14 protein-coding genes are annotated in these 16,956 nt (G+C 61.5%); 12 read left to right on the top strand and 2 right to left on the bottom strand.

All coding sequences use genetic code 11. The annotated features are described in order from the left end of the window. Positions 1–163 precede the first annotated feature (163 nt). From HU730_RS00805 to HU730_RS00750, 12 genes are read left to right on the top strand one after another with little or no spacing between them, the layout of a single operon-like run. Positions 164–1,603 (top strand): undecaprenyl-phosphate glucose phosphotransferase, encoded by a 1,440-nt coding sequence (locus tag HU730_RS00805; RefSeq protein ID WP_034125832.1) that lies wholly within the window; start codon positions 164–166, stop codon positions 1,601–1,603. Further along, the gene (locus tag HU730_RS00800; protein ID WP_034125833.1) at positions 1,603–3,060 is read left to right on the top strand and encodes a mannose-1-phosphate guanylyltransferase/mannose-6-phosphate isomerase; all 1,458 of its coding nucleotides are present in this window, start codon (positions 1,603–1,605) and stop codon (positions 3,058–3,060) included. The genes HU730_RS00805 and HU730_RS00800 overlap by 1 nt, the downstream gene beginning before the upstream one ends. A gap of 1 nt (position 3,061) precedes the next feature. Further along, entirely contained in the window at positions 3,062–3,973 is a 912-nt protein-coding gene (locus HU730_RS00795; protein WP_060764306.1) for a glycosyltransferase, read from the top strand. Between the two features lie 29 nt (positions 3,974–4,002). After that, a complete protein-coding gene (locus HU730_RS00790) occupies positions 4,003–4,779 on the top strand; it encodes a polysaccharide biosynthesis/export family protein (protein WP_034125835.1) in 777 nt (258 codons plus the stop codon). Between the two features lie 14 nt (positions 4,780–4,793). After that, a complete protein-coding gene (locus tag HU730_RS00785; RefSeq protein WP_034125836.1) occupies positions 4,794–6,785 on the top strand; it encodes an exopolysaccharide transport family protein in 1,992 nt (663 codons plus the stop codon). Then, positions 6,785–7,975 (top strand): glycosyltransferase, encoded by a 1,191-nt coding sequence (locus HU730_RS00780; RefSeq protein WP_034125837.1) that lies wholly within the window; start codon positions 6,785–6,787, stop codon positions 7,973–7,975. The genes HU730_RS00785 and HU730_RS00780 overlap by 1 nt, the downstream gene beginning before the upstream one ends. Next, a complete protein-coding gene (locus HU730_RS00775) occupies positions 7,965–9,293 on the top strand; it encodes a cellulase family glycosylhydrolase (protein WP_034125838.1) in 1,329 nt (442 codons plus the stop codon). The genes HU730_RS00780 and HU730_RS00775 overlap by 11 nt, the downstream gene beginning before the upstream one ends. 8 nt (positions 9,294–9,301) lie before the next feature. Beyond that, complete coding sequence (locus tag HU730_RS00770; RefSeq protein WP_034125839.1) at positions 9,302–10,519, top strand: glycosyltransferase family 4 protein; 1,218 nt, start codon at positions 9,302–9,304, stop codon at positions 10,517–10,519. Beyond that, positions 10,510–11,613 (top strand): glycosyltransferase family 1 protein, encoded by a 1,104-nt coding sequence (locus HU730_RS00765; protein ID WP_089042743.1) that lies wholly within the window; start codon positions 10,510–10,512, stop codon positions 11,611–11,613. Before HU730_RS00770 ends, HU730_RS00765 begins: the two co-directional genes overlap by 10 nt. After that, positions 11,610–13,043, top strand: coding sequence for an O-antigen ligase family protein (locus HU730_RS00760; RefSeq protein ID WP_054898211.1), 1,434 nt, complete (start codon positions 11,610–11,612; stop codon positions 13,041–13,043). Before HU730_RS00765 ends, HU730_RS00760 begins: the two co-directional genes overlap by 4 nt. Continuing rightward, the gene (locus tag HU730_RS00755) at positions 13,043–14,452 is read left to right on the top strand and encodes a lipid II flippase MurJ (RefSeq protein ID WP_106118136.1); all 1,410 of its coding nucleotides are present in this window, start codon (positions 13,043–13,045) and stop codon (positions 14,450–14,452) included. Before HU730_RS00760 ends, HU730_RS00755 begins: the two co-directional genes overlap by 1 nt. 22 nt (positions 14,453–14,474) lie before the next feature. After that, complete coding sequence (locus HU730_RS00750; protein ID WP_034125843.1) at positions 14,475–15,518, top strand: acyltransferase family protein; 1,044 nt, start codon at positions 14,475–14,477, stop codon at positions 15,516–15,518. Positions 15,519–15,585: 67 nt separating this feature from the next. Here the strand turns inward: HU730_RS00750 and HU730_RS00745 are convergent, their stop codons facing one another. Together HU730_RS00745 and HU730_RS00740 are read right to left on the bottom strand one after the other, a co-directional pair. Continuing rightward, the gene (locus HU730_RS00745; RefSeq protein ID WP_186527814.1) at positions 15,586–16,161 is read right to left on the bottom strand and encodes a DUF4174 domain-containing protein; all 576 of its coding nucleotides are present in this window, start codon (positions 16,159–16,161) and stop codon (positions 15,586–15,588) included. 152 nt (positions 16,162–16,313) lie between these two features. After that, a complete protein-coding gene (locus HU730_RS00740) occupies positions 16,314–16,946 on the bottom strand; it encodes a glutathione S-transferase (protein ID WP_186527799.1) in 633 nt (210 codons plus the stop codon). Between the last annotated feature and the right edge of the window lie 10 nt (positions 16,947–16,956).

Below are 16,956 nucleotides of genomic sequence, written 5' to 3'. Positions count from 1 at the left end.
AAAGAGAAAAGGAAGTCCTCCTGTAGTAGCCACTGCCCTTGCAAAATTCTTTCATTTGGAGCGATCCATCCGAAGGAAGGGATGCGTTTTACCCAGCGTAGTCCGCTGCCGTCTGGTTCAGACGACCGAATAGAACGCCTGGTGTGCAATGAGGGATGTTTGTATGCGAGAGAAGTCGTCAGTTGTCAGCTTGTTTTTGACCCGAGCAGGGTTTGTCGAGTTTTTTGTGGTTTTCGTCAAGCTGGTCCACGGTCTGACGGCCATTTTCCCACCGCTGGTCCTGGCGCTTTTCCTCGACCCGATGGACCCTGAAATGCGTTCGCACTTTCTGGGCTTGCTGCTGTTTTTTGCGGTATTGACCATCATTCTGTTCCAGGCCCTGGGCATTTATTCCGAGGAACTGTTCAGTAATCGCTTGCGCCTGCGCACCAATATCGTGGCCTGGTCCTCCGCATTCTGCATCCTGTTGTTCATGTACCAGATCCTGCAGGTATTTCCGCAATTGAACCCGCGCAACCTGGTGGTGTGGTATATCGCCAGCTTGACGATGTTCTGTGCCGAACGCCTGGTGATGCTACGCCTGTACCGCAAACTGATGCGCAAGGGCAAATACCTGCAACGCACAGTGATCCTGGGTTTTACTGACACCGCCGTGCATGTCGCCGACCACTTGCAACGCAACGGCGACATCCGCTCCGGGCTGATCGGCTTTATCGACGATCGCACCGAGCGTATTCCCAAGGAACTGAGCAGCCTGCCGCTGTTGGGCAATACCCGCGACCTGGAAAAACTGATCCGCGCCGAACAGGTCAACCAAGTGATGATCTGCCTGCCCTGGGCTGCCGAGCAACGCATTCACGGGCTGGTCAATCGCCTGCGGCAAATGTCGGTGAACGTGATGCTGGTGCCCGACATGGCTGCCCTGCGCTACGGCCATAGCCGGATCACAGACGTGGGCGGCATCCTGATGTTCAATACCTCGCAGTTGCCGCTGCGCGGTTGGTCGCCGTTTATCAAGCGTTGCGAAGACCTGCTCCTGGCGAGCATCACCCTGGTGCTGGTGTCACCGGTGATGCTGGTCACGGCCATTGCCATCAAGCTCGACTCCAAGGGCCCGGTGCTGTTTCGCCAGAACCGCTACGGCTATAACGACAACGAAATTCGCGTGTTCAAGTTCCGCTCGATGTACACCGACCAGAGCGACTTTACCGCTGAACGCCAGACCACTCGTGAAGACCCGCGCATTACCCGGGTTGGCCGCATCATCCGCAAGACCAGCATCGATGAGCTGCCGCAGTTGTTCAACGTGCTGCAGGGCAACATGTCGATGGTCGGCCCGCGCCCTCATGCCACCGCCACCAAAGCCGCCGGTATTCCGTTCGAAGTGGCTGTGAGCGAATACAGCTCGCGCCACCGGGTCAAGCCCGGCATCACCGGTTGGGCGCAGATCAACGGCTACCGGGGTGAAACCGACACCCTGTTCAAAATCCAGAAACGCGTCGAATACGACCTGGAGTACATCTCCAAATGGTCCGTCTGGTTCGATTTGTACATCGTCTTCATGACGGTCCCAGCCGTCCTTTCCACCAAGGAAGTCTATTGATGAATACACTCAACGGATTAATCCCCTGCATTATTTCCGGTGGGTCAGGCACGCGGCTGTGGCCGGTGTCCCGGCAGAACATGCCCAAGCCATTCATGCGTATGCGTGACGGCCAGAGTCTGCTGCAGAAAACCTTTCAACGTGCCGCGCGCCTGCCCGGCGTGGAAAGTGTGCTGACCGTCACTAATCGCGACTTGCTGTTTCGCACCCTGGATGACTACCGCGGAGTCAACCAGGCCAGGCTGCCTCTGGACCTGTTGCTGGAGCCGTTCGGTCGCAACACCGCAGCGGCCATTGCGGTGGCGGCACTGCACGTGCAGGAGCATTTCGGTGGCGACGCCCAGTTGTTGGTGATGCCAGCCGACCATCTGGTGCTGAATGAAACCGCGTTCGCCGACGCCGTGACCCAGGCACGCGAGTTGGCCGAAGCCGGCTACCTGGTGACCTTCGGGATTCAACCCGATCACCCGGAAACAGGCTTCGGCTATATCGAAAAAGGTGACGCCCTGAGCCTGGGTAACCGGGTCAAGCGTTTCGTCGAAAAACCCGACCTGGCCACGGCCCAAGCCTACCTCGACGGCGGCAAGCACTTGTGGAATGCCGGCATGTTCTGCTTCAAGGCCGGTACTCTGGTGGACGAGCTCGCGACCCATGCTCCCGACGTACTGGGGGCCGCTCGTGCAGCCCTCGAGCAGAGCCAGCACCTGCAAAACAGCACCTCGCGCCAGCGTGAACTGGGCAGCGAGGCCTTCGGCACCGCGCCAGACCTTTCCATCGACGTGGCGTTGATGGAGAAGTCCACGCAAGTGGCCGTGGTGCCGTGCGACATCGGCTGGAGCGACATCGGTTCCTGGGAAGCCCTGCGCCAGCTCACGCCCAGCGATGCCCAGGGCAACCAGGTCAATGGCGAAGCCATCTTGCATGACGTGCACAACTGCTATATCGACTCGCCCAAACGCGTACTCGGTGCCGTCGGCGTGCGAGACCTGATCATCGTCGATACCCCCGATGCCCTGCTGATCGCCGACGCCAACCGCAGCCAGGACGTGCGCTACATCGTCGCCGAACTCAAGCGCCAGAACCATCCGGCGTTCAGCCTGCACCGCACCGTCACACGGCCGTGGGGAACCTACACCGTGCTGGAGGAAAGCAGCCGGTTCAAGATCAAGCGCATCGTGGTCAAGCCCCAGGCATCGCTGTCGCTGCAAATGCATCACCACCGCAGCGAACACTGGGTAGTGGTCAGCGGTGCCGCGCAGATCACCAATGGCGAGCGCGAATTTTTGATCAACGCCAACGAATCGACCTACATCCCGGCTGGGCACAAGCACCGCTTGACCAACCCCGGCATCATCGACCTGGTGATGATCGAAGTGCAGAGCGGTGAATACCTGGGCGAGGACGACATCGTACGCTTCGATGACATCTATGGGCGCGCGCCCGCAGAGAAGAAATGACATGCGCACCTCGCTGATCATTCCAACCCGCAACGCGTCCAGTCATTTGACGCGACTGCTGCCCGCGCTGCAGATGCAGACCCGGCAACCGGACGAGATGCTGGTAGTCGACAGCGCGTCCAGCGATGACACCGTGGCGCGCTTTCGCGAATTTGGCGCGCGGGTCGAGGTTATCGACGCACGCGACTTCAACCACGGTGGCACACGGCGCTGGGCCAGTGAACACACGAGCGGTGACGCACTGATCGTGATGACTCAGGACGCAATCCCGGCCGACCCCGAGACCTTCGCCAACCTGCTCGAAGAATTGCAACAAGACCCACTCAACGGCGTGGCCTACGGCCGGCAATTGCCGCACCCTGGCGCTGGCGTGCTGGGAGCCCAGTCACGCCACTTCAATTACCCCGCCCAGAGCCGCACCAAGAGCCTTGCCGACGCTGCGCAGTTGGGGATTAAAACCTGCTTCAGCTCCGACTCGTTTTCAGTCTACCGGCGCAGCGCCCTGCAGGCCGTGGGTGGCTTCCCCGCCGATGTGATCGGCAGTGAGGATGCCTACGTCGCGGCGCGCATGCTGCTTGATGGCTACAAAGTGCGCTACGCCGCCACGGCGCGGGTGTACCACTCCCACGATTACCGACTCATGGATGAGTTTCACCGCTACTTCGACATTGGCGTGTTCTACGGTCGCGAACCGTGGATTCGCCAAGCCTTTGGCGATGCCGGCGGTGAAGGTAAACGCTATGTACAGGCTGAACTCGCAGCGTTGCGCGCAGCCGGTGCATTGCACCGCGTACCCGAAGTACTGGTGCGCAGCGCGTTCAAATTGCTCGGCTATCGGCTGGGCCATCTGGAACGCCGCCTACCCCTCGCCCTAAAGCGGCGCATCAGCATGTTTCCCGGTTATTGGAGGTGAGCATCATGACCTACAGGAAGTCCCCCTTGATGAAAAGAACTATGCTCGTCCTGGCCATGATGGCACTGGCCGCCTGCAATACCCCTGCACGTATCGTCCCCCCCGACGGCAAGACGGTCGAGGACGGCAAGCGCGCCCTCGACCAGCTTGCGCAGCTGCCGCCGGCGGTAGAGCGTATCCGCATCGGCGATCAGTTGCGCATTGTGCGCGATGCCGGTGAGATGCCAACGCTGTCGGCGTTCAACGTCAGCACCATCTATGAGCTGACGCTGTACACCGTGCAAACCGATGGCAAGATCAACTACCCGTTCCTGGGCCCGATCCAGGTAGCCCGTCGCACGCCAGCCGAGGTGGCGAACGAGCTGAGCAACAAGCTTGCGCCGGTGTATCGCGAGCCACGGGTGACGGTGAACATCAACCAGGCACCGGGCAACTCGATCATCGTCGGCGGTGCGGTAAACAACCCGACCACGGTGCCGATCGCCTCGGCCAACACCCTGGAACAAGCCATCGTCGGCGCCGGCGGGGTGAACCCGGCGGGCAACGCCAGCATGGTCGCACTGTTGCGCGAAGACACCCAAGGCACCTACCGCGCTTACTTCCTAGACTTCAGCCAATACCTCAAGACCGGCCCCAACGGGCGTAAACAAGTGCCGCTGCAGCGGGGAGATGTGGTGTTCGTGCCCAAATCCAACGTGGGCGAGCGCATCCAGGGCGTAGATACCTACTTGAACCAGTTGATCCCATTCACCAAGTCGATCGGGGTTGGCTACAACTACACCCGAACCAGCGGCGGCAGTAATTAAAGGAGCGACATCCCATGATCGAGATCCGTTCTTTTCGCGATCTTCTGCGCCTGTTCTTCATCTTCCGGCACGAGTTCAAGCTGGCGGCCATCGCGGCGCTGGTGATCATTCTGCTTGGGGCCTTTTTACTACCAGCCAAATACGAATCCACCGCACGCTTGCTGGTCAAGCCGGGGCGCGATTCGACGCTGCCCATTGAGATCAGCAACCGCCAGGCGCTGGTCATGCCGAGCACTCAACGCGACCCGATTGTCGATGAGGAACGCCTGCTGACCGGTCGCCCTATCGTGCGGGCGGTGGCCGAGCATTACCTGGAAGTCATCGACAAAATGCCGCCACCGGAAGGCCTCTGGAAGCGCACCAAGTACTACGTCAAAAGTGGTATCGGCGCAGTGTTCGACGGTGTGCGCGTGGTGCTGGAAACCGTGGGCATCATTGAACAGACCACACCCGTGGAGCGCCTAGCCGCCAGCCTGGAGAAAAACTTCGACGTCAGCCACGCGGCCGGTTCCACCGTCATGGACATCAGCTTCAAGTGGAGCGACCCGGAAATCGCCCAGGCGGTGGTCAAAAGCTGGGTCGAGACCTACATCAACGAACGCACCCAGGCCCTGGGACGCAAGAGCCTGTATGCCTTCTATGAAGGCCAGGTAGCCAACAGCGCTACCGAAATCAAGAGCTACAAGGAGCAGATTCTTGCCCACTTGAACCAGATCGGCGCGGCAAGCATCACCGATCGCCTGGAGGATTTGTCCGAGCGCATCAACGTGCTGCGTGGCGAAACCTTCAATACCACGCGCTTGATTGCCTCGTCCGACAGCGCCCTGGAGAGCACCCGCACTCAGCTCAAGACCCAACCCAAGGAAGTGACCACGGTACGCCAGATTGCGCTGAACCCGCAGCAGCAGGACTTGCGTCGCCTGCTCAACCAGAAGTTGCTGGAAAAGGCCGACATGATGCGCACCTACACCGACAATGCGCCGCCGGTCAAAGCCCTGGATGCGTCGATCCGCGCCATGCAGGCCCAGGTCGCGAATGAAAGCAACACCGTGCAAAGCTCGGAAAACCGTGCGCCGAACACCCTGGAGATCCACTTGCAGCGGGTGCTGCTCGATGAGTCCAGCAACAACTCGGCGCTGCGTACACAACTGGTGCAACAGCAGAAACAACTGGTGAACCTCGAGGCGCAACGCAAGGAAGCCCTGGAGATTGAACCGGAGCTGGCGCGCCTGTCCCGTGAACTGAGTGCCACCGAGCGTAATTACGCGCTGTATGTCGATAACCTGGAAAAATCGCGCATCGACCGTGAGCTGGATAACAGCCAGATCAGCAACATCGCGGTGATCGAGGAGGCCACCCTGAACCCTGGCCGAATCTTCCCTAAAACCCTGTTGATGCTGTTGTTGGCGATCCCGTTTTCCATCGTGGTCGGCTTGCTGGTGATCTACCTGTGCTACCTGCTCGACCAGCGCATCCATGACGGTGGCTTGGTGGAACGCAAGTTCGGCCTGCCGCTGTGGACCACCCTGCCAGAACTGGATACCAGTACCGCACAAGGCACCAACGCATTCAACGCGAGCATCTACCGGCTCTACGGTCTGCTGCAGTTGGACCGTATCACTGAACGCGGCCTGACACTCGGGTTGACCTCCGCGCGCCATGGTGAAGGGGTGACGTTCGTAGTGGAACAGTTGCGCCAGTTGCTTCAGGAAAACGGCATTACTGTGCGTGTCGGCGGTGCGGCCCCGGCGGCGCCGGGCGAAGTGGTACTGCTGGATGCCTCGGCGCTGCTGGACAACCGCGATGCCTTCGTCAATCTGCGTCGCGCCGACCTGATCGCCCTGGTGGTGGAGGCGCAGAAAAGCACGGTCCCGGTGGTGGAGCATGCGCTGTCGATCCTCAATACCGCATTCGGCAAAGTGGACGGCATCATCATCAACCGGCGTAAATTCGAAGTGCCGGCCAAGGTGCTGCAGACCATCGCCAAATATCGGGGGGCGTTCTGATGCGCATCGCCCTGCTCGCGCCTTTGCCGCCGGAAAAAAATGGGATCGCCGACTACGCGAACCATTTCAAGACGGCACTGGAGCAGCTGGGCGTGACGGTGGCGACACCGTTGAGCGGCGTCGAGGGCACCAGCATCGCGATCAAGCAGGCCATCGGTGCATTCGACTGGCAGAGCGTGGACCTGGTCCACGCCGAGCTGGGCGGCGGCCGGCTGGGGGAGTTCCTGGCGTTGCGCGAGTTGCGCAAGGCCTATCCCAACCTGCCGCTGACGGCCACCGTGCATGACCCCGAGCGCATGGTATGGCGGCGCGAGCAACTGCCCTTCCCGCTCAACCTGCTGGAGCGCTTGCCCAGCCCGTTGCCGCAAGCGGCGGTGGTGCTGGCAGACCCGCTGACCCTGCGTGAAGAGCGGCAGGTGGCCCGCGGCCTCACAAGACTGATCACCCTCACCCGCCTGGGCGCCGATTGCCTCAGCCAACGCATGCAATTGCCTGCGGGCAAAGTGGCGGTGATCAACCATGCCAACCTGGCGATTGCGGCGGTGGCGCTGCCGCCCCTGGATACGCTGCACCTGCTTTATTTCGGCTTTATCTACCGGGGCAAAGGCATTGAAGACCTGTTACAGGCCCTGGCCGCAGTCTTCCAGCAAGCCCCCCAATTGCGTGACCGTGTGCGCCTGACCCTGGCCGGTGGCACTGCCGCCGAAATGGCGTTTGGGGCGGGCGGCAATTACCTTGAACAATTGAACCGCCAGATAGCCGACCTTGGCCTGTCTGGCTCCATCGACTGGCGGCTGAACCTGCCGGCCAGCGAGATTGCGCAGACGATACAGGCGCACCACGTGATGGTGCTGCCGTATCGCGAATCGAAAAAACTCGGCCTGCTGGGTCGCCAGCGCGGCACCAGCGGCGCGTTGTCCTGGGCCGCCGCGTGCGGGCGCGGGGCGATTACTTCGGATGCACGGGCATTTGCCGAAGAGGTTGCCAGCGGGAACGGCGCAATCTATCCCCAAGGCGACGTCGCCGCGTTGAGCGCGCAACTACTGCGCCTGGCGCAGACCCCGACGCTGGCCAGGGAATGGGCCGAACGCGCCGCGCACATTGGCGGCCAACGCCTGTGGCCGCTGACCGCACGGCAGTTCAAGCAGCTTTTTGAGCAAGCGATTGCGGGGGCCCCTTATGGTGCGTAAACGTACGTACTTGGCCACGCTTGCACTGGTGGCGGTCATGGGCGTTACCGTCTTTATCTGGGGGCGCCCGGCCGATGCCGAGAGCCATGTGCTCAAGGGCAACAAGGTGCTGGTGTGGAAGGATTTCCTGGGAGTGAACGCGCAGTTCCTGTGGTTCAGCCCCCAGCGTTACCAGATGCAGATCGACCGTCTCAAGGACCTGGGCTTGCAGTGGGTACGCCTGGACCTGCATTGGGATCGGTTGGAGCCGGTGGCTGATCAGTACCAGGTGGCCACGCTGGACGAACTGGTGGCCAAGTTGCAGGACAACCAGCTCAAGTCGGTCTTCTACCTGGTGGGTTCGGCGCCCTTCATCACCACAGCGCCCGTGGGTGCGCCGTATCAGGACCAGTACCCGCCCAAGGACCCGAATGTGTTCGCGATCCGCATGGCGCTGTTGGCCCAACGTTATCCCAGCGTTGATGCCTGGCAGGTTTGGAATGAACCGAATCTGCTCGGCTTCTGGCGCCCCGTGGCCGACCCGGCCGGCTACGCCGCCCTGCTGAAAAGCAGCGCAGCGGCCCTGCGTGCGGTCAACCCGAATAAACCAGTGGTGGCGGCTGGCCTGGCGTTTTTCAGCGAGATGCCCAACGGCCAGACCATGCTCGACGCCTTCGATGCCCTCGGCGTGCCCAGCCTGAACACCGTGATGTCCTATCACCCTTACACCCAGTTGCCCGAAGGAAACGACCCCGCCAACCTGGACTTCGTCGCCAAGACAACTGCGCTCAACCAGAAACTGCGCAGCAATGGCGTCAAGACGCTGTGGAGCACCGAATGGGGTTGGTCAGCGTACACGGGGCCCAAGGAAGTCCAGGACATCATTACCCTGCAAGGCCAGGCCGACTATGTGCTCCGCCGCCTGGCCCTGATGAGCGCGATGGATTTCGACAAGATCTTCCTGTTCACCTTGAGCGACCTCGACCAGCGCGCCAGCGTGCGCGACCGTGCCTACGGCTTGCTCGACCTCGATGCCAAGCCAAAACCGGTCTATACCGCACTGAAGCATTTTCTCGACGTCAGCGGACCGCAATTGACGCCTGGCGACCCACCCGCCGCCGATCAATTGCCCGAGGGCCTGTTCAGCATCGGATGGACCCGCGCCGATGGTCGCAAGCTGTGGTTCTTCTGGTCGGCAAAAGGCGGTAATGCGCACCTGCCGGACCTCGCCAACGCCACCCTGTATGACCCGCTGCGCGGCACGCAAACCCCAGTGAGCGGCACCAACGGCTTGACCGTTGCGGTCAAGCCGAACCTGCAAATTCTGTTATGGGATTGAAACCCGTCATGCGCATTTTATGGATCCTGCCCTACTCACCCTGGCCCGCCACCAGCGGCGGCAAGACGCGTCAGTTCCACCTGCTGCGCAGCCTGGCGGCCCGGGGGCATCGGATCACCTTGCTCCTGCATGACAAACACCCGGTATCGCTGACCGATCGCCAGGTACTGGAAGCCTTTCTCGAGCAATTGATCATCTTGCCCCGCCGCCCACTGCGCAGCGTGAAGACCCTGGTGGCCGGACTCTTTGCACCCTACCCCTTGCTGGCCAGCGTGAATGGGCTGTCGGGGGCGTTGCAGGACCGATTCAACCAACTGCTCAATGAGCACTGGGATGTGGTGCAAATAGAACACAGCTACAGCTTCCAGCCGTATGAAGACGCCCTGGTGCGCAAGTCCCAGCCCTTCGTGCTCACCGAACACAACGTGGAATCGGCCCTGGGCGCGGCCACCTATGACCGCCTGCCGAGCTGGGCGCTGCCGTTCATTCGCTACGATCAATGGCGCTATATGCGCTGGGAACGCCGGGTAATGCGCCAGGCTACCCAGGTGGTAGCAGTAACCGACAGCGATGCACAGGTGATGCAAGGCATCGCCGGCAAACCGGTGTCGGTGGTGGTCAATGGCGTGGACTGCGACCACTTTGCCGCTGCACACCCAGATCCATCGACACGCCGTGTACTGTTTCTCGGGAACTATGAGTACGCGCCCAATGTGGACGCGATCGAGTGGGCCCTGGATGAAATCCTGCCCAAAGTCTGGGAGCACTGCCCGGATGCGCGCATGAGCGTGTGCGGTTTCGGCATGCCCGACGGCTGGCGCGAGCGCTGGCAGGACCCCCGCATTGAGTGGCAAGGCTTCGTACCGAACCTGCTGAGCCTGCAATCGAGTTGTTCAGTGTTCCTGGCACCGTTGCGCCATGGCGGCGGCTCCAAGCTCAAAGTGCTGGAAGCGCTGGCGGCCGGCCTGCCCCTGGCCAGCACCGAGCAGGGCGTGTCGGGCCTGGACCTGGTCGACGGCTTGGACTACCTCGCAGGGCAAACCGCCGCTGACCTGGCGAATGCTGTAGTACGCCTGCTGCAATTCCCCGCGGCCGCAGCGCCCATGGGCGAAGCCGGGCGCGCCTATGTGCGGCGCGCCCATGACTGGAGCGTGGCCGCCAGCCAATTGGAGCAGGTGTACGCCAGCCTGTCGCCGCTCACTCAAAAGGAGCCTGTATGCGTGTAGGCCTGGATTACCGCACTGTCGGCACCTCGCCGCAATCGGGTATCAGCCGCCAGGTGTATGCCCTGGAAAGCGCCTTGCGTGCCTTGCCGGGTATCGAATTGGAACGGTTTACCGTGGCCCCGCTGGGCGACCAGACACGCTTGCAGGCCCACTGCCCGACCTGGGGTTGCGCGAAGACGGCGATGCATCAGCCACAGAATCGCCTGCGTTTCGAAGCCGGCTTTTTACCCCGGGCCCTGCGCGAACAACAGATTGACCTGTACATCAGCACCTTCAATATGGGCTTGCCATTACCACCCAAGCCCAAGGGGCTGCGCACTGTGGTACTGCTGCACGACCTGTTCCAGATCACGTTGGACAACTACCACGCCAATCGCCTCAAGGCCCTGGTCTACAAGACCAGCGACCGGCTGTCGATTGCCTATGCGGTGCGCAGCGCCGACCGCGTGTGGACACCCTCGCAATACAGTGCCGATGAAACCGTACGCCTGTTTCCCCAGGCGGCGGGCAAGGTGCGTGTGCTGCCCAATCAGGTGGATGGGTTCAATGAGCCGGCAGCAGACCTGTCTGATCGCCACTTACCCGAAGCCTTCTGGCTACTGGTGGGTACTCGCGAGTTGCGCAAGAACGTACCCTTTCTGGTGAAGGCCTGGCAGCAGGCGCGGCAGCAATCACCCGCTGTACCGGAATTGGTGCTGGTGGGCAGCCTTGAGCATTTGCCCGAAGCACTGCGCGGGCTACCGGGAATTCGCGCACTCAGTGGTGTCACCGATGCCCAACTGCAGGCGTTGTACCGCCAGGCGTCGCGTGTGTGGCAGCCCTCCTACGCGGAAGGGTTTGGTTTACCGGTGATTGAAGCGCTGAGCGTCGGCACACCTGTGGCCGTGGCCAGCGGTACCTCGCTGGATGAAATCACCCCGCCGTCGGCGCCGCGGTTTTCCCCGACCGATGGCCCGGCGTTGGTGCAACTGATGCTGAGCCTGGGCGAGCGCAGCGACGAGTCTTCTGCAGAACAACGCAAGCAATGGGCCGAACGCTACAACCCAAACGCCTATCGTCGGCGCCTGGCCGAACTGATCGAGGAACTGAAATGAGACTCTCCCTGGCAAGCCTCGTCGCCATCCTCTTCGGCGTGCTGTTTGGTGCAGCCGCCCTGGCGCTGTCACCGGCCAAGGCCTTTCTCGCTGTGATGGGTGTTGCGGCAGCCGTGACCATCCTGCGCTTTCCCTTCTGGGGCTTATTGCTGTTTGCCCTGGTCGCGACCTTCATGCCCTACTCCACCCTCAACCTGGGCATCCGCAGCACGGTAAGCGAAGCCATCCTGGCGCTGACCTGGGGCGCCGTGCTGTGGCACAGCTTCCTGTCACGCCTGCCCGATGCACCGCGCCTGGCACGCCGGCCCACCGACCAGATGCTGCTGTGGCTGATGCTGTTCAGCGTGTTCCCGTTTATCGTTGGCCAGGTGAGCATCCACGCCGAAAGCAGCGGCGTAGCCAACTGGCTGCGCTGGTTGTTGAACCTGTCGGGGGTGTTCCTGGCCGCCAAGCTGCTGGTGGACTATAAACGCCGCGAAAGCCTGGTGATCGCCTTGCTGCTGGGCACTCTGGCGATGCTGGTGATGTCGATCGCCGTGTTCGTGCGCACGCGCTCCGGGGCAGGGATTGCGCCGATTCTCGCCCTTCTCAACTACGGCAACTTCGACATGTTGAAATTCGGCCTGGAAGCCATGTCGTCGCGCATGGGTTCACCGTGGATGCACCCGAACGCCATCGGCGGGATCATGGCGCTGTTGCTGCCCCTGGCGTTCTGTTACGGCATGACCGAACAAGGTTTCAAACGTGCGCTGGGCCTTGGCGTGGCGTGCCTGGGAGCGGCGGCGTTGCTGTTGGCCAGCAGCCGTGGCGCGATGGTCAGCCTGGCGCTGGTATTGATGTGGATGGCCACCCGCCGCGTGCCTTACACCGGACGCTTGTTGATGATCGGCGCGGCGTTGACCGTGGCCTTGGTAATGGCCTATCCACCGCTGCAGGAACGCTTGGCGACGATCTTTTCGTCGAGCAACGCCAGCACCGAAGTTCGTTTTGATGAATACCGCATGTTCCCCCAGGCCATGGTGGCGTATCCGTTCGGCATTGGCTTCAAGGTTGACCCTCCGGTACCGGGCACACACTTGCTGGGGATCTCCAACCTGTGGCTGAACTTTATCTACAAGACCGGCATCGTCGGCATGCTGCTCTTTATAGCCGTTACGGTGCGTTGGTGGCGTGAAGCCAGGCCGGAAAAAGGCCCGATCCGCCTGACCAAGGACAATGCCCTGTGGCTGGGCAGCACGGCAGGAATTCTGTCGGCGCTGGTCAGTGGGTTATTTGACCACTACTTCAGTTTTGCCGTCGTGATGGTCGCGCTGTTCTGGCTGATGGTTGGGATCAATGTGCTGGAAGCACGGCGCTTGTTCCCAGCGCGCCTGCCACAGGTCAAGACTGTGGTTTTTCGCAAGCCGCTGCTTGATGGCGCGCGCCCCTGATGCTCGGTTCTGCCGTATGGCTGACGCTGGCGACCCTGCTCGGCCTGTGCCTGGGGTTCGCACGCGAATGGTTACTGGTGGCGGCCTGGGGCGCGGGGGAGCGCAGTGATGCGTTCTTGATCGCACTGTTCTTGCCCGAGGCGCTGCGAATGTCGCTGGCCGGTGGCGTGTTGAGCGCCGCCGCGTTGCCGCTCTACTTGCAGCGCAAGGACAGCGAGCGCCTCGATTGGCTGGCCGTGTTGTTCCCGGCATTGCTGTTGGTCGCCCTGCTGGTCAGTCTGCTGCTGATGCTGTCAGCCCCCTGGCTGGTGCAAGTACTGGGCCCAGGGCTGGCGACCAGTGCCACCGCCCTGGCCGCCAGCAATTTGCAGGTCGTGGCCTGGTGCGTGCCAGGCTTGATGCTGCATGCACTGTTCAGTATTCCCTTGCAGGCCAGCGAGCGTTTTGTGCTGGCAGGGCTCGGCTCGTTGTTGTTTAACCTGCCGCCGGTGGCCTATCTCGCGTTGGCCGGCACGGCCAGTCAACCCCATAGCCTCGCCTTGGCCTGTCTCGCCGGTAGCCTGTTGATGCCTTTGGCGTTGTTGCCGTCGATTTGGCGTCAGGGCTGGCGGCCGTGGCGCATGCAGCTGGCGGTTGCCCCCCTGCGGGAGTTGGGCCAGCGTATAGGCCCGCTGTTACTGAGCAACGGCGCCAGCCAGGGCTTGGCTTTGATCGAACGCCTGGTGGCGTCGCTGCTGGGGGAAGGCGCGGTGACCTGGGTCAACCTGGCCCGCAAGCTGATGAACCTGCCACTGATTGCGCTGATGAGCCTCAACCAGGTGCTGCTGGGCATGATGAGCCGCCGTCAGGGCGATGAACGCCTGGCCCTGCTCAAGCGCGGCCTGGAAACCGCCAGTGTGCTGACGCTGCCGGCGGGCGTCGGCCTGGTGGCGGCGGCGCCCAGTCTGGTGGCGTTGCTGCTGCCCAAGCAATCGGTTGATTCGCCTCTGCCACTGCTGCTGGCATGGTTTGCCGTACCCTTGGTGTTTGGCGCATGGAACGCCCTGCTGGCGCGCTATGCGTATGCCGCGGGTGATACGCGCCAGCCGCTGCGTTGTGAATTATTGGGCAGCCTGGTCAATGTGCTGTTGCTCTGCGTACTGCCGTTTGCATTTGGCCTGGCCGGTATTCCGTTGGCGGCGTTGGCTGGGGTGATCTGCACCGCGCTGCTGCTGATGCAGCGCCAGGGGCTGCTCACGGCACTGCCTTGGGCGCGGCACTGGCTGCTCGGCACGTTGATGCTGGGGCTGGCGGCGCTGGTGTTGTTCGGGTTGCAAGACGTATGGCTGCAATTGGGGTTGAGTACCCTGGCAGGTGCTTTGGTGTTGCTGGGCATGGGGCTGTGGCTTAGGCCGTGGCGCAAGGCGTGAATGATCGTTCGGGAAGACTTAGATGAAACATCGCTGGATTCAAATGGATATCGCCAAGGGCATTGGTATCCTGATTATTGTGTATGGCCACAGTTGGTTCGTCGCCACCTCGCTGGACTTGATGTACCCGATCCTGGCGTCGTTCGTGCTGCCGTTGTTCTTTTTCCTGTCAGGGGTGTTCTTCAAGCCCGAGCAACCGTTCGTGGAGATGGCGGTGCGCAAGGCCGATGGCCTGCTCAAGCCGTTTTTTTTCACCATGCTGCTGTACGTGATCGTACGTGACGTACTGCGGGGGCAACCGCTGCTGCCGGATATAGGCGGCGTGCTGTATGCCTCGGTGGACACTATCCCATGGCAAGCGCTGTGGTTCTTGCCGCACTTCTGGGTGGCGATTCTATTCAGCTGGCTGATGCTGCGGCTGATCCAGCGCTTGAAGCTGCCCCTGGTGGTCGCCTGCATGCTGATCGGCGTGCAACTGTTGCTAGGCATCTGGACGCTGCAATGGTTCTGGCAGATACCGGTGAGCGTCGGTGACCACACCTGGACGTTGCCCGGCCTGCCCTTCAGCCTCGACGTCACGCTGATCAGCAGCACCTACTTCATCTATGGCTACTTGCTGCGCGATTGGCTGCGCCGGCATGAAGGTTCGTTGCTGACCCTGTTGATCTCGGTGGTGCTGTTCGCCGCCGTGTTCATTTACAGCCACGACACCATGGACTTGGCCCAGCGACGCTACGACCACTGGCTGTGGACCAGCCTGCTGGCAGTGATCGGCGTGTACATTTGCTGGGCGCTGGCGCGGGTGTTGATGGTGTCGGCGCTGCTCACCCGAGTGATGACCTATATCGGCCAGTCCACCCTGATTCTGTTGATCTTCCATGGCGAAATCCAGCACAAGACGTTTGACCTGATGGAGCGCCTGGGCCTGCATCCGTTCATGGCGGCATGTGTAGGTTTGGTGGTGGCACTGTTGGTGCCGTTGCTGATCGGGGAAGTGATCAAGCGGGTGGCGTTCTTGCGGTTTTTCTATTTTCCGTTTCCAGTGCGCAAAGCGCCTAAACCGTAAAAGCACTACAGGACTAATGGGGAAGCGGGCTTGCCACAACAAGCCAGCTCCCACATGGGTCATGTAGTTAATCATCAAGTTGCTGAGGCGCCGACTTGCTGACGGGTTTGCCAGGTTTGGCCCCCTTGGCCGGCGCAGCAGGTGCGGCAGGCTCAGGTTCTGCCACGGCAGCTGCTTCTTTTTCTGCCATCGGCATCTGGTCGATGGCGCTGAAGAATTCCTTCAGGTCGAGGCTGTCCGGCGGCACGGTTTTCTCGAGTTTTTTCTCGCCGTCCTTGCCGATCAGAATCACTTTGGTGCCGCTGCCGACGCCGAGCTTGAGGGCACGGATCAGTGCGTTGGTTTCAGGCGGCGTGAGCTTTTTGCTGTCTTTGGGATCCTTGGCGAACTTCTCCCCTTCGGCACCAATGCTGCCGAACTTCACGGTGTAGAACACCATGCTGCGCTCTTCGAAGGCCTGTTTGGTGGCAGCCTCTTCCAGTTGTTTCTTCAGCGTTGCCAGTGTCGGGTTTCCAGCATCAAGCTCCACGACCACCAGGGGGCGCGTCTTGCCCAATTCCTGCTTGAGCGGATTATCATCAGCGGCCAACAACGGCCCCGTAAAAGCCATCAAGGTAGCCAGGGTCAGCGACCGGATGAGCATGCGCACCTCCTTTGAATTCCATGCAGGGTTCTTGAGTTTCATGTCTGCGACAGCCAAATTCAAGGATGATTCCTACACCACTTTGAGAAGCGTAGGTCAGGAAGCCCGCTACGCAAGGGCTTGGACAGTGGCTCGGTCATTGTTTCTTCCGGTTACGAGACCTTCCACTGCGGCCAATGCCGGGCAAAAACGGGGGCCACGACAGAGTCAGCGTCTACCCGCTCCAGGCTCTGCGCAAAGCCCGGCGCCAGGTTGCCGAGCACCTCGCGCGCGTCGTCCCAACGCGACACCGCTGCCGCCATGATGCCCAGTGCATTCGGCGCGTTGCTCGGGGTAAACAGCTGGCCGGCAAACTGATCGGCAAACACGACCCAAGCCTGATGCAGGTAGCGCCGTGTGCCGCTGACCAGTTGCGCTTGTTGCGCCTCATCGGCATTGCCCAACCAGCGTTGCGGGTAGTCGATGATGCCGATCGCCGAATAGCAGTTGGCGGCGATATACAGCAAGCCGCGCAGGATCTGCGTACGATCGCCAGCCAGCAACTCGGCCTTGGGATACTCCAGGCCCAGGTGGATCAGGATCGCGGCGCTTTCGGTCAGTACCTGGCCATTTGGAGTGACCAGGGTGGGGATCTGCTTGAGTGGATTGATACGTGCAAGCGCGTCGCTACCCTCGCCGTCCTGCCAGGAACTGGCCTGCACGCGATGCCATGGCACTGCGCAGCGCTGCAGGGCGATTTCGATCATGCAGGAGCCGGATTCGTCGGTGCCATAAAGGGTGTACATGGGCGTTTCC

It is taken from the genome of Pseudomonas sp. SWRI22 (assembly GCF_014268395.2).
Lineage (GTDB): Bacteria > Pseudomonadota > Gammaproteobacteria > Pseudomonadales > Pseudomonadaceae > Aquipseudomonas > Aquipseudomonas paracarnis.
This window is presented reverse-complemented; position numbering and strand designations above follow the sequence as displayed.

Excerpts from the sequence above, each read along its gene's own strand:
- HU730_RS00795 (WP_060764306.1), top strand. The coding sequence starts at position 3,062 with ATGCGCACCTCGCTGATCATTCCAACCCGCAACGCGTCCAGTCATTTG.
- HU730_RS00780 (WP_034125837.1), top strand. The coding sequence starts at position 6,785 with ATGCGCATCGCCCTGCTCGCGCCTTTGCCGCCGGAAAAAAATGGGATC.
- HU730_RS00740 (WP_186527799.1), bottom strand. The coding sequence starts at position 16,946 with ATGTACACCCTTTATGGCACCGACGAATCCGGCTCCTGCATGATCGAA.
- HU730_RS00800 (WP_034125833.1), top strand. The coding sequence starts at position 1,603 with ATGAATACACTCAACGGATTAATCCCCTGCATTATTTCCGGTGGGTCA.
- HU730_RS00790 (WP_034125835.1), top strand. The coding sequence starts at position 4,003 with ATGAAAAGAACTATGCTCGTCCTGGCCATGATGGCACTGGCCGCCTGC.
- HU730_RS00760 (WP_054898211.1), top strand. The coding sequence starts at position 11,610 with ATGAGACTCTCCCTGGCAAGCCTCGTCGCCATCCTCTTCGGCGTGCTG.
- HU730_RS00750 (WP_034125843.1), top strand. The coding sequence starts at position 14,475 with ATGAAACATCGCTGGATTCAAATGGATATCGCCAAGGGCATTGGTATC.
- HU730_RS00765 (WP_089042743.1), top strand. The coding sequence starts at position 10,510 with ATGCGTGTAGGCCTGGATTACCGCACTGTCGGCACCTCGCCGCAATCG.
- HU730_RS00770 (WP_034125839.1), top strand. The coding sequence starts at position 9,302 with ATGCGCATTTTATGGATCCTGCCCTACTCACCCTGGCCCGCCACCAGC.
- HU730_RS00805 (WP_034125832.1), top strand. The coding sequence starts at position 164 with ATGCGAGAGAAGTCGTCAGTTGTCAGCTTGTTTTTGACCCGAGCAGGG.
- HU730_RS00755 (WP_106118136.1), top strand. The coding sequence starts at position 13,043 with ATGCTCGGTTCTGCCGTATGGCTGACGCTGGCGACCCTGCTCGGCCTG.
- HU730_RS00785 (WP_034125836.1), top strand. The coding sequence starts at position 4,794 with ATGATCGAGATCCGTTCTTTTCGCGATCTTCTGCGCCTGTTCTTCATC.
- HU730_RS00775 (WP_034125838.1), top strand. The coding sequence starts at position 7,965 with ATGGTGCGTAAACGTACGTACTTGGCCACGCTTGCACTGGTGGCGGTC.
- HU730_RS00745 (WP_186527814.1), bottom strand. The coding sequence starts at position 16,161 with ATGCTCATCCGGTCGCTGACCCTGGCTACCTTGATGGCTTTTACGGGG.